Annotated in this window: 12 protein-coding genes; 3 read left to right on the top strand and 9 right to left on the bottom strand. The window is 37.3% G+C overall.

Annotated elements, in window-relative coordinates:
• Positions 1-918, bottom strand: coding sequence for an EamA family transporter (locus NSQ95_RS02545; RefSeq protein WP_340885697.1), 918 nt, complete (start codon positions 916-918; stop codon positions 1-3).
• A 146-nt stretch (positions 919-1,064) separates the two neighbouring features.
• Here NSQ95_RS02545 and NSQ95_RS02540 point away from each other — a divergent pair, with 146 nt between their 5' ends.
• Positions 1,065-3,095 carry an EAL domain-containing protein gene (locus tag NSQ95_RS02540; RefSeq protein WP_340885699.1) on the top strand — a complete coding sequence of 677 codons (2,031 nt, stop codon included), beginning with the start codon at positions 1,065-1,067 and terminating at the stop codon, positions 3,093-3,095.
• Between the two features lie 106 nt (positions 3,096-3,201).
• On the opposite strand, the gene NSQ95_RS02535 is transcribed toward NSQ95_RS02540, so the two are convergent.
• From NSQ95_RS02535 to NSQ95_RS02520, 4 genes are all read right to left on the bottom strand, one after another.
• Positions 3,202-3,933, bottom strand: a complete 732-nt coding sequence (locus NSQ95_RS02535) for an MBL fold metallo-hydrolase (RefSeq protein WP_342560191.1) — start codon at positions 3,931-3,933, stop codon at positions 3,202-3,204.
• 158 nt (positions 3,934-4,091) lie between these two features.
• Positions 4,092-4,544, bottom strand: coding sequence for a threonine/serine exporter family protein (locus NSQ95_RS02530; protein WP_340885704.1), 453 nt, complete (start codon positions 4,542-4,544; stop codon positions 4,092-4,094).
• A 12-nt stretch (positions 4,545-4,556) separates the two neighbouring features.
• Positions 4,557-5,300 (bottom strand): threonine/serine exporter family protein, encoded by a 744-nt coding sequence (locus NSQ95_RS02525; RefSeq protein ID WP_340885707.1) that lies wholly within the window; start codon positions 5,298-5,300, stop codon positions 4,557-4,559.
• A gap of 264 nt (positions 5,301-5,564) precedes the next feature.
• Complete coding sequence (locus NSQ95_RS02520; protein ID WP_342560190.1) at positions 5,565-7,649, bottom strand: beta-propeller domain-containing protein; 2,085 nt, start codon at positions 7,647-7,649, stop codon at positions 5,565-5,567.
• A gap of 177 nt (positions 7,650-7,826) precedes the next feature.
• On the opposite strand from NSQ95_RS02520, the gene NSQ95_RS02515 reads away from it, so the two are divergent.
• Complete coding sequence (locus NSQ95_RS02515) at positions 7,827-9,143, top strand: short-chain fatty acid transporter (RefSeq protein WP_342560189.1); 1,317 nt, start codon at positions 7,827-7,829, stop codon at positions 9,141-9,143.
• Positions 9,144-9,617: 474 nt separating this feature from the next.
• Positions 9,618-10,121 (top strand): GNAT family N-acetyltransferase, encoded by a 504-nt coding sequence (locus tag NSQ95_RS02510; protein WP_340885716.1) that lies wholly within the window; start codon positions 9,618-9,620, stop codon positions 10,119-10,121.
• Positions 10,122-10,496: 375 nt separating this feature from the next.
• Here the strand turns inward: NSQ95_RS02510 and NSQ95_RS02505 are convergent, their stop codons facing one another.
• From NSQ95_RS02505 to NSQ95_RS02490, 4 genes are all read right to left on the bottom strand, one after another.
• Entirely contained in the window at positions 10,497-11,273 is a 777-nt protein-coding gene (locus NSQ95_RS02505; protein ID WP_342560188.1) for a hypothetical protein, read from the bottom strand.
• Positions 11,274-11,457: 184 nt separating this feature from the next.
• Entirely contained in the window at positions 11,458-12,651 is a 1,194-nt protein-coding gene (locus tag NSQ95_RS02500) for an acyl-CoA dehydrogenase family protein (RefSeq protein ID WP_342560187.1), read from the bottom strand.
• Positions 12,648-13,811 carry a saccharopine dehydrogenase C-terminal domain-containing protein gene (locus NSQ95_RS02495; RefSeq protein WP_342560186.1) on the bottom strand — a complete coding sequence of 388 codons (1,164 nt, stop codon included), beginning with the start codon at positions 13,809-13,811 and terminating at the stop codon, positions 12,648-12,650. The genes NSQ95_RS02500 and NSQ95_RS02495 overlap by 4 nt, the downstream gene beginning before the upstream one ends.
• A 13-nt stretch (positions 13,812-13,824) precedes the next feature.
• Positions 13,825-15,300, bottom strand: coding sequence for an aldehyde dehydrogenase family protein (locus NSQ95_RS02490; protein WP_342560185.1), 1,476 nt, complete (start codon positions 15,298-15,300; stop codon positions 13,825-13,827).
• Positions 15,301-15,543 lie beyond the last annotated feature (243 nt).

Here is a 15,543-nt window from a genome sequence, read left to right as displayed (position 1 = left end):
TTATTTCTTCTTTTTAAAACGGTCCAATTTTAGATCACCTGCTACTGAGAGCCAAGTCACAAATACTAGCATGACTAATACCCCTGTATACTGCCAGCCTCCTAATATTTGCCCAAACCAAAATACCGAGATAATCATTGCTGTCAAAGGCTCTATGCTGGATAAAATACTCGTTTCTACCGCTGTTATGTATTTCATACTTGATAGGAACATAACAAAAGCAATCGTCCCCATTAAAACTATAAGTACTACAAATATGATGAGAGGATAACTCACCAATTCGCTCCATTCATTACTATTCCAAACTTGAGAGAGTAATGCTAAAACAATACCTCCAATAAGCATTCCCCAGCCTACTACAACTAGTACCCCCCACTCCTTCATTAGCCTTGCCGGATATACAGTGTATATAGAAAAGGTGATTCCAAGCAATAATCCCCAGAACAATGCTTCATTACTTATTAAAAGCTGGTTTACGTTCCCATTGGTTAACAATAAAAATAAGCCTACCAATGTCCCTATTATTCCTACCACCTGATATTTAGGGGGAAACGTCCTACCTTTCCAGGAAACATATATGATGATATAAATAGGACCAAGAAATTGAAGCAGGGTTGCTATAGAAGCATTACTAGCTTCAATTGCAGCTATGAATGTATATTGTATTCCAAGCATTCCCAGTAAAGCGAAGATAAATAATTGCTTCAACCAGACTGGTTCTTTCCATATAATAAATACCTTTTTCTGTTGAAATGTTAAAAACACTAAAATACTAATGCCTGCAACAATTAGCCTTACGGTTAAGAAAAAAGACACACTTAACTCACTATTATGTAGGACCCACTCCATCATGGGTCCTGTGGCCCCCCACAAAATAGACCCAATAATTATTAAAATTATTCCCTTTGATCGTTTCATGTTGACTTCCTCCCTTGTAACTCAAATATTTGTTAGGTATTTTAACCCATATTTTAATTTTTCGTGAATATATTGTTCTATACTAATGACTATATTATCTATATTCTGTATAATTACTATTAGATAATTTTTATGGGGGACTGACGATGTATCTGCAGGAAAAACAACTGGATTTAAGTGAAGCTGTGTTAAATCATATACCATACCCTACCTTTCTAACAGATGAGGGTGGTCATATCGTTTGGTGGAGCCAAGAAGCAGAAAAGCACTTTGGATATACTTCTGAAGAAGTAAAGGGTTCAAATTTACCGTTTTTTAATGATTATACCCACGGTCACCTTATTGCCAAATGGGACAAAATTATCGCGAAAGAAGAACCAATTCGCATTAATTCAGTAACATTGTATAAAAAGGATAAACAATTATTAAAAACATCGCTTATACTAAAATCCCTAACTATTCATGATATAACGTACGTCTTATTCCAATTTGATACCGATCAAATAAAAAGTTCAGATCAAACAGCTTCATTTGAACTTGAAATCTTGAAGAAAGCTTTATCCCATAGCTTTATGGTTCTCTACCTTGATAAGGAAGGATTGATTATGCACGCAAACGATCTTTTCCTTAAAAAGAGTAACTGGACCCCTAAAAGAATCGTGGGTAAATCCTTTTGGCAGCTCTTTCCTAATACGTCTGAGCATATTGCCGTAGCAGATGGAATAATGAACTCGATTCAAAAAGGCAGTACTTATCAAGGTACAGTAGAAAAAATGACTAAAGACGGGCTTAGCTATTGGGTCGACCTTATAGCTATTCCAATTACGGATATTGAAAATAATACGCTTTACTATATTCTTTTGGAAGAAGAAGTTACAGAAAAAAAATTATTACAAACCCGCCTAGAAGAAATTGCTTATGTAGATGCAGAAACAGGGCTGATGAGTAGACATCGTTTAGAACAAGTTGTTAACGAGCATATTGAGGAGCAAAAGAACTTTTCATTTGTTTTTATAAGCATCAATCAATTTTATACGTTAAAAGAAATACTAGATGTTGAAACAGAATCCTTCCTAATGATAGAGCTAACAAAAAGATTAAAAATCTACTTTGAAGATTCTATTATAGCTCGAGCGGGCAGAGATGACTTTGCTGTAATCACTCCACTAAGCGATTGGTATATTGAAGGGTTCATACATTTCTTAAAACAAAACCCAATTTATGTGGAAAACAAAGTTATCCCAATAACCGTAAGTGGAGCAATCACTAGATTCCCTGAAGACCAACAGACCTATTTGCATCTTTTAAAAGCAACAAATACAACACTTCAAAAAGTAAAATTAGAGGGCGGGGGAATCATTTCATCCCTTTCTCAATCGGATCATCATAAGCTTACCAGATCCCTACAAATTGAAAAAAGATTAATAGAAGCACTCAACCATAATGACTTTCATGTTATGTATTTACCACAACGTGAAGTGACTTCTGGGAAAGTTACTTCCGTAGAAGCTTTAGTTCGTTGGGAAGACGAAGTTCTTGGAGTTATTAACCCAGACGAGTTAATCCCAATAGCAGAGGAAACCGGACTTATAAATGAAATAGGTATGTTTATGCTAGAAAAATCCTGCGAACAAGCTGCAATCTGGCAAGAAAAAGGCTTATCCGTTAAGGTTAGCTATAACTCTTCCATAAGAGAATTTAGAGATAAAAATATGGTAAAGGCTATACGGGCTGCATTAAAAAAATATAATTGTTCTCCAGAATTATTACAATTAGAGTTTACAGAGAAGTTTGCCTTGGAAGCTGAGGCAGAAAAAAATATTGTGAAGCAAATGCAGACCCTTCATCAAGAAGGAATAACTTTTGCATTAGACGATTTTGGTACGGGCTATGCTTCCTTAAGATATTTACAGTTACTACCAATAGGCAAGCTAAAAATAGATAAATCCTTTGTAAATTCCATCATGCAACAAGAAAAACTTCAGCAACTGATCCAAGGTTTAATCCATTTTGGACAGTCTCTTGGCGTGAAGGTTGTTGCAGAAGGCGTAGAATCAAAGGAACAATATAATGCACTAAAGGATATGGGCTGTGATGCAGTACAGGGCTACTATATTAGCGAACCAATTACTGCAGATCAAGTTGAAAAGTTAATTAGATCTACAGAAAATGTATAATAGTAAAGAAGAGGTCTTGAATTGCTCAGGACCTCTTCTTCTATAGTATAGCAAGATAGATAATACACCTTAACCTTATTATATGGATCATCACACTTCCCCCTATTTACAACTCTATAAGCATTCCAGGAGTCGCTAGATCAATATTTTCATTTCCTTCATTTCTAGCACTTTTCAGTAGGTTTTCTAAATCTCCGTAGTGTGGAAGATGTGTTAAGATTACTTTTTTTGCTTTAGATTGACTAGCTAGAAGCCCTGCCTCCTTTGAATTCATATGTCCAGATGAACTGCCATCCATATCCTCATATAAACTACTTTCTACAATTAGTAAATCAGCTTCCTCAGCAAAATCAATTAGCTCCTTCATATAACTTGTATCTGATGTATACACTATTTTTGAATTTTCACTTTCAATTTTAATGCTATAAGTTTCGACCGGATGGATATTCCTCAAAAAGGTGAAAGTAAAGGGACCAATATGTATCTCACTTTTTTCATTTAATGAGGAGAATTTAGAGTACTCTACTTCCTCCACCTTTCTTTTTATATCCTCATCATTAGGTCCGTATATTTGTAAATGCTCATTTGCTCTACCAATCTTAGTGTTAACTAATCTGGAGAACAAATAAGCACCGATGTCACTACTATGATCATAATGATAATGAGACAGCATGACGTGGTTTATATCATTCAAGTCTATATACTTTTGAACTTCCATTAATACTCCACTTCCACAGTCTACTAGCACAGAAAAGTCACCTTGTTCAATTAGATAGCCTGAGCAAGGTCCATTTTCTTTTGGATATCCTCCCCACATTCCAATTACCCTACATCTCATATGAAGCTCCCCCATTTCTTTTTCATCCTATACTTTTTCGTCACCTCTCCTCCCACTTCCTCTTTTATAAAAAAAGCAGCTCCCGAATATATAATTTCGGGAGCCGCTTTATGTAATCTACTTAACTGCACCCTCACAAAACGGGGAGGATTATTTGTTCAGCTAGGCTTTACTTTCTTCTTCCTCAAAGTCTGTAGCCATATTTGTGTTATGATTTCAGCGAACACTAGCCCCATTGCAACCGCTCCGGAAATCATTAAGGCAAGCGCAGCGTATTCTACAGCTGTTCCGTAATCCTCCTCGACTACATTTCTCATTGCATTATAAGCAGAACCTCCTGGAACAAGCGGTATAATACCCGCAACACTAAATATAATCATTGGCATTTTAAATTTTTTCGCCATTATATGAGCAACAAATGCAATAGAGAATGCACCCGCAAAGGTAGACACAATGGGATCATCGTTGTAATATCTCATAATCGAGAATACAAGCCAACCGACCATACCAACTAATCCACAGTAGATGAGGGATTTTCTCGGTGCATTAAAAATCACCCCAAATGCGGCAGCAGCAATAAAGCTTATGATACCTTGTAGAACAAAAGTCATCTCGATCCCTCCTTATAAAGATAATATAAACGCCACTCCTGCTCCAATAGCGAAAGCAGTTAGAAAAGCTTCTGCTCCCTTGGATAGTCCCGACATAAAATGCCCTGCCATCAAGTCTCTGACCGCATTTGTTATAAGCAAACCAGGAACAAGGGGCATTACCGATCCAATAATAATCTTATCGATTTCAACTCCATATCCATACCGAACGGCAAGTGTGGCAATCATACTAATGATAAGTGCAGCAAAAAATTCTGCAAAGAATTTGACTCTTGTTTTTCTCTCCAATAAATCAGCAACGGCAAAGCCTATTCCACCAGCAAGCATGGCATGAGGAACATCTATTAAGGACGCACCGAATAACCACAGAAATGCACCTGATGCAACCGCGGATGCTGCTATACGAATCCAAAAAGCAATCATTTTATGGTCTTCATCGATTCTTTTTAATTCTTTATATGCTTCTTCCAAGCTTATTTCTGCCGAGGCCAATTTACGAGAAACTGCATTTACGAGGGCAATTTTTTCTAAATCTGTTGTTCTATTATTTACTCTTACTAATCTTGTTGGAAGATTGTCTTTTCCGCTAAATAGGATTCCAGTTGGGGTAACGAAGCTTTGGGATTGGGTTAATTCCTGTGATAAGGCCATTCTGTCCATTGTATCCTCTGCCCGATATGTCTCTGCCCCACTTTCCATCATCAATTTACCAGCAAGTAAACAGCACTCTACCGCTAGCTCATAATCCGTTTTCATTGCCGCTCACCTTCCTTTATCTTCAAAACCTCTTTTTTATTAATTTCCCTTATAAGAAATGTTTAATCTAATATAACATTTACCTTAGTTAATTTCATAAATAGCCTACTAAAAAGTGATGGAGGCAAAAGAAAAAAGTGTTAAATTGACTAATGTCGACTTAACACTTTAATAAACTACCAAGCATCCAATTAATTGAGCATGTGCAGTGACATTCATCAATGCTTACAGTGATATCCATAACTACGTTCATATTTATTGAATTTAATAAGAAAGGACGCCCGTTTCCTTAAATGTATCCATATGATAGCTTTTCATTTCCTTCATCCCAATTGTATAGATAGAGTTATCCGAGTAAATCAATCTGTGGATCATCGTTCCCCATTCCTCATATTGCTGTGCTTGGTTCACCTTGTTAAGTAAATCCGCCTTTAAAACAATTCCTTTCTCCGGTGTTATTTCGTAGATGATTGCCCCATCCTGTTTATAGCTGCTATATTCCTGGCCTTCCTTTTTTTCATAAATTATAACGGGAAAGCCAAAAAGATTCTTTTCGCTATGTTCGAATAAGGCATGATGGTCATATACAAGAGGGGAGTATGTTCCCTGCCCACCAATTACCTCTGTATCCACTTCCTTAGGATTGCCAAAATCGCTCACATCGAATAAAGAAATCTTAATCCCTTCCGTCTGTATAATAGGTTCCTTACTACCGACAGGCACAACGGATGATGTTTCATACCCAAACCCGATTAAATGCGATTCACCTAGCGGATGTAAATAGTTGCTAAACCCTGGGATTTTTAATTCACCAAGCACTTGAGGCTTAGTAGGATTGGCAACATCAATCACAAACAATGGATCTGTCTCTCTAAATGTTACCATGTATGCTTTATCCCCCATAAACCTTGCCGAATAAATTCTTTCTTCCTTTGCTAATCCTGTAATAGAACCTACCAATTTCATATCTTCATCTAATATAAATAAATTGTTCTCTGAGGGATTCCTTTCATCCCAAAGGTCCCCTGTGGTAGTAACTGTTCTAAAGTAACCATCATGTTCATCCATAGAAAACTGGTTAAGAATCGTTCCCTGTAACGTAGCTGTTCCTACAAAGTCTACTGTAGTTTCTTTAAGAGAGAATTTATAGACAACCGTGTCAAGCTTACCCGGTCCCCATACCATCTTTCTACTTGTATTAGCCCCCTCCTCCTTATAAATGGCGGAAGTTAGGTAAAGATTCTCTGTGGACATATATAAATCCTGACTGCCTCCGAGAAAGCTCTTTGTTTTAGCCTCATTCTCTATAGGCTCCGAAATATCAAGCGTGGTTATAACCGTATAATTCCCGTCTAATGAATTAGGCAATATCGAGATTTGTTTATAATCCAACGGCTGAGCCTCTTTGTTTACCTTTGAATCATACGTAAAGGGTCTCAACTCTATATCTTTATTTTCTTTCATCATCCAATATCTAGGCATAATAGTAGAAACTATATAAAGGACATTTTCTTTTAAACGAACACCGTTCATATAACCCTCTGAGGCTAGTTCTCTAATCAGCTTCGGAGATGTCGGGTCAGAAATATCATATAGGAAAACACTTGTCATGCTTTCCCAGGCAGGCTCTATTCTTGACTCATTATCTCTAGCCTCCAAAGTATGGTAAATGTTCTTTTGCCCAACTACTAGTAGCGTTTCGTCTTTTAATAATAGCTGACTAGGATAAAATGAGTCTGTAAATTGTATTTTACTTTCAAGCTTCATATTATTCGCATTTTCAATATCATTAATGATTATATTATTTTCACTAATCATAAATACATGAGAACCATTCGTCTGAACAATATCTGCCTCTTCTACTCCTTCTACTTGATTGTTAGTAGTAGAATGATTTGCACTGTCGGACTTTGAGGATTCCTCCATCGCCATTTCATCTGTTGCTTCTGTGACTATATTTTCCCTTGTGCTCATCACTAGCTTAAAATATTCCTCAAGCTCTTTTCGAGACTTTACAGTCGGGATAGACTCATGAACCTGAAAAGTATGTTTCCTTTTACCTACATATAGCGTGTAATCGCCTTCTGATAGACCTGAAATTTCAATGGACTTTCCATTATTCTTTAGCTTATAATCCGGCTTTACTTTATCGCCATAATGGTCGGTTACATACACCTCCTCATTTTTCAGAGCATCGCTATTAATACTCCTTGAAAAATCTGCTTTAAAAACTTGATCGGATAAAATATGACTTTGAGCAGAAACCTCTTGCTGAGAAAAATAAATCCACCATGTGCCTCCTGTTAAACAAATAGCAGCAACGATAAAAATTACAGTCCACTTCTTCATCGTCTTCTTCCTTTCTTTTACATTAATTAATATATTAGACCGTTTTTCTGGTTATTAGTTACAGGTCATGTTTTAGTATTTTTTGTCGAAAAATGTTAATTAAAATATAGAGAATTTTCTCTCTTTCCTATAACATAGATTAATAGGGGATGTAAAAAAACAAAGGGGGAAATAAAATTGAAAGCGTTAACACGATTTTCAAACACTTTAATGGTCAGATTCTTACCTGATCCATACATATTTGTTGCAATACTTACTCTACTTGTATTCTTACTAGGGGTGTTCTTAACAGATTCCACACCATTGGAAATGGCAACCTACTGGGGAGATGGTTTTTGGGGTTTACTATCGTTCACTATGCAAATGGTTGTTGTTCTCTTGGCAGGTCATGTATTAGCAAGCAGCCCGTTTTTTAAAAAAGTATTAAGTTCCTTAGCTGGAATAGCTAAGACACCTGGTTCAGCCATTCTATTAGTTTCTGTTGTTTCTTTAATCGGATGCTGGATTAACTGGGGGTTTGGTTTAGTAATTGGTGCTTTATTTGCAAAGGAAATTGCCAAGCAGGTTAAAAATGTGGATTACCGCCTATTAATTGCTAGTGCTTATTCAGGCTTTATCATATGGCATGGTGGCCTCGCAGGTTCAATACCACTTTCTATTGCAACCGAGGGACATCCATTTGCTGATATCATGGGAGTCGTGCCAACTTCGGAAACATTATTTACACCGTACAATTTAATTATTGTTATTGCGCTATTTATTTCCGTACCTCTTTTAAACAGATGGATGATGCCAAGTAAGGAGGATACTTTCTCAATTGACCCGGCATTACTAGAAGAAGAAAAGATTGAGGAAAAATCAACTGAAAAACCTACTCCTGCACAAAGACTGGAAGGAAGCTATATATTGACCGGTTTAATCGGACTACTTGGTCTGGTTTACTTGGTTAACCACTTTGTCACTAAGGGCTTCGACTTAAACTTAAATATTGTTAACTTGATTTTCGTAACGCTTGGCATTATTTGTCATGGAACACCAAGAAACTTTTTAATGGCAGTTAAAAATGCCGCTAGTACTGTAGGAGATATTGTTATCCAATTCCCTTTTTACGCAGGGATCATGGGTATGATGGTTGCATCCGGTTTAGCTGGAGTTGTTTCTGAGGCATTTATTAGTATATCGAATGAGCACACGTTTTACTTGTTCACGTTTTATGCGGCTGGGATAGTTAACTTCTTTATCCCTTCAGGGGGCGGACAATGGACAGTGCAGGCACCAATTATGCTAGAAGCTGCATCTGCGCTTAACCTTAGCTATGCAAAAACGGCCATGGCTATCGCGTGGGGAGATGCGTGGACAAATATGATCCAACCTTTCTGGGCATTACCAGCCTTGGCAATCGCAGGTTTGAAGGCGAAGGACATCATGGGCTATTGTGTGTTTGTCCTGTTACTAAGTGGTGTCATTATTAGTATCGGTTTGTTCTTTTTCTAAAAAATTTTATTATACATTCCCTGAAATATGTAAGAAGATCGTTCTCATAAACGGAGGGTCTCCTTGATTAGAAAAATGCAATAATATAGATAGCAAATGATGCTGGGACATAAATAGATAATAATTAAAAAAGACGTGAAATCGACAAATTGATTTCATGTCTTTTTATTTTTAGCTACGTTATAGGCTTGGGTTGGTTTTGTTTGTGCAACTTTACACTTAAACTAAAGCTCAGTTAAGTTGAACAAGGATGAAAAATATTCTGTATAAAATAATTATTCGATTAATGGCATGGTTTACATGAGATTTCTGGAATGATAAACTTTAGGAACCATTTAATATCGGATTGCAAAGTTTGATGCATCCTTTACTTTGGATTAAATGTAACGGGAGTAGCTGCCAATAATATATACCTATTTTAAAATTTGTTTTTGTCTATAAAATGACGTGCAAAATTATGATAGGAGTGTAATAATGATTGAATTAGACACAGAAAGATTAAGATTAATTCCACTAAGTGCAGAAAATCTAAGATTACTAATTGATAATCCACAGAAAATGGAACTAAGGTTATCTTTAAATGATTCAGATAGATTTCTTAGTCCAGAACTTAAACAAGCTATGGAAATAAGACTTTCAAAGTTGTTAGGTGATGAGGAAAATTATGTATGGTATACCAATTGGTTAATCGTGTCGAAAGAGAAAAACTGTAGTGTTGGAGGAATAATGATAAAAGGTCTTCCTAATGAAAATGGTGAAGTAGTAATAGGTTACTATACTCTCCCTGAATTCCAAGGTAACGGCTATATGACGGAAACCATTAATAATTTGAAAAACTGGTTGTTAAATCAGCCCGATGTTATGTTTGTTATTGCTGATACAGATAAAGATAATATTCCATCACACAGGGTTTTAGAAAAATCAGGGGCGAAAATGTATAAAGAAACAGATGAATTATACTTTTGGAGATTTGTCTGAGACACTGAAAGAGTCATCATTTTATTATGGTGTCTCTTTTTTCTGTATAGGTACAATGTTGCTCCAAAGAGTGCAAAACCTTCTTCAACTAACTGGTACTTTAATGAAAGACCGTTGAGCTGCTTAGGTAGCTTTTTTTCTTATTGAATTAATCTGTTTGTTGTTTGAAGTGGAAGCGGCGACTCCTGGGGGAACAAGCGAGCGCAAAAGCACCGCAAGAGCAAAGCGCCGAGGAGATTGAAGTCTTGCCCCCGGAAAGCGTCCGCTGTAACGGAAAACAACTACAGGAATTTCAATCGAAGCCTCAAAAACTTTACCAGATTGTAAAATTTTTGAGTTTTTTTATTTGGAGGAGATTTTTGTCTCAAAATCTTCTTAATATCCGCCCCAAAAACTATACTCATATTTATCAAAATTCATCTTATGCTTTAAGAATGTTTGGAAAAAATCCATTTGTTCTTTTTTTAAATGAAATGAACCAATCACTGGATGTTCTTGGGTCAAATTAAAAATCCTCTGATACTCATTTAGTGGAACATTTTTAAGTTCCTCTTCACCGACAATCACTTTTGATTCATCGTCAATTTCACTCCATTGAATTTGCCTTGTAGTATCTTCTTCAGAGAAATAATATGGTGACGCACATTGTTCAACAAACAATCCATTGTTGGAGGCAAACTCGATAGCGGAAAGACAATTTACTTTGGACCCAATATACATATAGTAATCCCAACCAAAATGTACAAAGAAATTGTTCTTACTATATAATTGACACCATATAAAATTTCTCAAAACCATTTTGCAAATTAAGCGTATATCGTTTTTGTTTACCAGTGCATCTTCTTTAAGAACCATTGTTTCAAATTCTTTTTCGTATAAAGGAGATGTTTTGTCTTCTTCTGAAATAGTGCATTCTAACTGTAAGATTCGCAATGAATCAATACTGGTTTCCTCTATAAATTTGATTACTGAATCAATATAAGCGGCCTCAACTTGGAGATATTCATTCAAAGTGAATTCATTTCCGTTAATGGTCTTTCCCATTTCAGAAGGACAAGTCCATTCCTCCCTTAACGTATAGTAACCATTTTCATCCCTAAATTCAGGGTTGTACTTTGTGACTCGCCACTGAAAATCTATGTAATTACTCAACCAATCTCCCCCTTCATCTAGCTTGTGTATATGATTTTCTTACTTGTATCTTAACGCTAATTTTCATTCATTTTTAAGAGGATTTCAACCTAAAACTTATATACAACAAAAAGACAGACCAGTGAATAGCTAATTGGTCTGCCTTAATAGTATATTGTTGAGGATAACCTAATCCCCTTTTTTGTTATTCTTCAAAAGGCCATTTTGGAAGCATTTTGTTCAATTTTTTATCTTCTCGATATCCGAGGACATATTCCGCTTGCATAACGGTATGGATTTCTCTCGTTCCTTCATAAATGACCGGAGCCTTAGAATTCCTTAGGTAACGTGCTACGGGATATTCATCTGAATAACCATACGCACCGTGGATTTGAACTGCATCATCCGCTGCTTTATTCGCGAAATCGCAAGCTTGCCATTTTGCTAAGGATGTCTCTCTTGTATTACGGACCCCTTTATTCTTCAGCTCACCAACACGATAAACTAGCAGACGACTCATTTGAAGACCGGCTTCCATCTTAGCGATCATTTGCTGTACAAGCTGGTGCCGTCCAATTTCCTTACCAAAGGTTTCACGCTCTTTTGCATACTTAACACTCGCTTCAAGACAAGCAAGTGAAAGACCTGCTGCTCCAGCAGCTACAGTAAATCTACCATTATCTAAAGCCGACATAGCAATTTTAAACCCTTCGCCTTCTTCTCCTAATAGATTTTCCTTTGGCACTTTCATATTTTCAAAGAAAATTTCACCGGTATTACCCGATTTTATACCATATTTGCCTTTGATCGCTTTAGAGGAAAAGCCTGGCATTGTGCGCTCGACAATGAATGCACTGATCCCGTGGTGTTTTTTTGACTTGTCCGTATAAGCAAAGACTATAAAATGATCCGCTGCATCACATAAAGAAATCCATGTCTTTTGTCCATTTAAAATATAATGATCTCCATCTGAAACGGCAACTGTCGACATCGCTGCCACATCTGAACCTGCACCAGGCTCAGTTAGACCAAACGCACCAATTTTTTCTCCCTTAGCTTGTGGCTCCAGGTATTTTTTCTTTTGCTCCTCAGTACCCCACTGTAGTATGGTCATGGAGTTTAAGCCTGTATGAACGGAGACAGCCGTTCTAAAAGCGGTGTCTCCTCTTTCTAGCTCTTCACAAACAATAGCAAGAGAATTATAGTCCATGCCACTTCCACCATACTGCTCTGGAATACATACTCCCATTAATCCTAAGCTAGCAAGTCTCTCCCAGATAATTGGGTCAAACGAGCCTTTTACCTCCCACTCTGCAATGTGAGGGATAATTTCATTATCGACAAACTGCCTTACTGTTTTTCGTAGAAGCACCTGCTCCTCAGAGAATTCAAAATTCAAACTGTTTCACCTCTTGTTACATATTCTTTTATCTCAACGCCTCTAGCAGACATTTCCTTAATATATAATTCACCTGGCACAATTAGCTCCGGTGTAGAAACGCCTGGTTTTGTAATTACACCATTGCCAATCATTTGTGCAACAACTGAAATGGTATTTGCAGTGGCACGAGCCATAGCAGTTTCGCCAGATAAAGGATCCTTTTGAGTTGCCATTTCATACGTGTAAATTGTTTCATTTCCATCTTTTTCACCTTTAACAATAACTCTTAGTAGCACTGCGTCCTCTTTATCTCCTAAGAGAAGAGACGGTGTCAGCACTTCTTTCAATACTTCCCGAACGTTTACAATATTTCCTCCAGCGTTAACTGTTTTATTTTTATCTGTCAGACCTAAATCTACCAGTAGCTTAAATTTCTCTGCATGGCCTTTATAGCGAATCGTCTTATATTCTAATGTTTGAACGTTAGGAAATGATTTAGTTAGAGTGGATGTCCCCCCTGCTGTATGGAACGCCTCTAGTTCCTCATACCCGTCAAACTTGATTGGCTCAACCTCTGTTAACGAATCTATCTCCTCTAATTGACCATTTCTTATTACATGAGAAGAATCTGTATAGTGATCAAATACTCCTTCTAATGAAAACACGATATTATACTTGAATATCCCTTCTGGTTCTACAGGTATTCCTCCAACATATAGGTGAATATCTGTAACATCATCTAATTTACTAGCACCATAGCCTGCAAGAATATTGATCATCCCCGGAGCGACTCCTAAATCCGGAATAATCGTTACCCCTTTCGCTTGTGCCTTTTCATCTAACGAAAGCACAGCATCTGTAGCACCTCCAATATGACCACCAAGGTCAATAGAGTGGATTCCTACTTCGACTGCGGTTCTAGCCACTTTCTCATTGAATGAGTAAAACAGCGCATTGATCACGACATCAGCCTTTTTCATCACTTCTATTAAGTTGGCATCGTCATTTGCATCTAATCTTAAAACCTCAATTTTAGAGTTTTGCATTTTTTCCTTAAACATATTGGCCTGCCCAACGTCCAAATCACATAAATATACTTTCTCCACATTTGGACTCAAGATTAAATCTCTTGCTGCTTCCTTCCCCATTAAACCTGCACCTAATACAGCTACCTTCATATCGACTTCCCCCTTATTCTGTGTCTATTTGAGCTCTTTGTAACTTCCCACTGTAATCTATATAAATACTCTTCCACTCTGTATAAACGTCTAGAGCTGCAACTCCAGAATCTCTGTGGCCATTCCCTGTACCCTTTGTTCCTCCAAACGGAAGATGTATTTCAGCACCGGTCGTTCCAGCATTAACATAGACAATCCCCGTATCTAAATCTCGTTGAGCTCTAAATATTTTATTTATATCTCTAGAGAAAATAGAACTGGACAACCCGAATTTCACTCCATTGTTTACTTCAATTGCTTCTTCTAATGATTCAACTTCAATTAATGAAACAACCGGGCCAAAGATTTCTTCTTGAGCAATTCTCATATCCGGTTTCACATCTGTAAAAAGAGTGGGAGCATAGTAATTTCCTTTAGCTAAATCACCATCCTGAAGGATCGTACCACCTACAACAAGGTTAGCCCCCTCCTCTTTTCCAATTTGAATGTAGGAGTGGATTTTCTCTAATGCTGCCTTGTTGATAACTGGACCAACCTTGACTGTTTCATCCATCCCATCACCAATTGTCAGCTTCTCCATTCTTTCTAGAAGCATTTTCTCCAGTTTCTTCTTCACATCTTTATGCACAATCACTCGACTACATGCGGTGCAGCGCTGGCCAGCTGTACCAAATGCACTCCAAAGAATTCCGTCTACAGCTAGATTTAAATCTGCGTCCTCCATAACAATTACGGCATTTTTACCGCCCATTTCTAAGGAGACCTTCTTTAAATGTCTACCGCCAAGCTCAGCTACCTTACTTCCCGTATCTGTAGAGCCAGTAAACGAAATAACTTTTACGTCCTTATGCTCAATCATCGCTGTTCCCACCTCTGAACCGGAACCAAATACGACGTTTGCAACGCCACTTGGCAGACCAACCTCTTCAAATATTTTAGCCATTTCATATGCCATCATTGGTGTCTCTGTAGCAGGTTTCCAGATAAATGCATTGCCCGCAACTAAAGCTGGAAACGACTTCCACGTAGCAATAGCCACAGGGAAATTCCATGGTGTAATCAGTCCTACAACACCTATTGGGGCACGAACACTCATGGCAAATTTGTCTGCCAGCTCAGAAGGGGTCGTTTCTCCGAAAAGTCTTCTTCCTTCACCAGCCATATAAAAGGCCATATCAATTCCTTCCTGCACTTCTCCACGACCTTCTTCTATGACCTTCCCCATCTCTTTTGTCAGTACTTGAGCTAGGTGTTCTTTTCTTTCTTTCATCAGTCTGCCAATTTCATATAAGTAGTCCGCTCGTTTTGGAGCCGGAACTAATGCCCATTTCTTTTGTGCCTTCACTGCAGCCTCTACTGCAGCGTCTACATCCTCTTTTGTAGACATTCTTACTTCTGCTAGTTGCTCACCGTTTGCGGGATTTAAAACAGCGGTATAGGAAGCCTCTCCCTCTTGCCACTTTCCATTAATAAAATTTGTTAGTTTCATATCCTTACCTCTCTCTCTTAAAATTGAAAACGTTTACATATATAATAAATTCTATAATTACTAATAAAATCCTTTAAAAATTTAAAAATTAAGAAAAATTTAATAAAATCCTTTTATAAAACTAGCACCACGACATAAGAAATCAAGAAATTACTAGCATAAAAGCCTAATCAGTGCTTCGAGAGTAGTAGATGAAGGTATTGCTCTGTAAAAAAACAGGAACCTTTTATTTTATCATTCGTA

Origin of the sequence: Psychrobacillus sp. FSL W7-1457 (assembly GCF_038593405.1) — a bacterium.
Taxonomy (GTDB): domain Bacteria; phylum Bacillota; class Bacilli; order Bacillales_A; family Planococcaceae; genus Psychrobacillus.
This window is presented reverse-complemented; position numbering and strand designations above follow the sequence as displayed.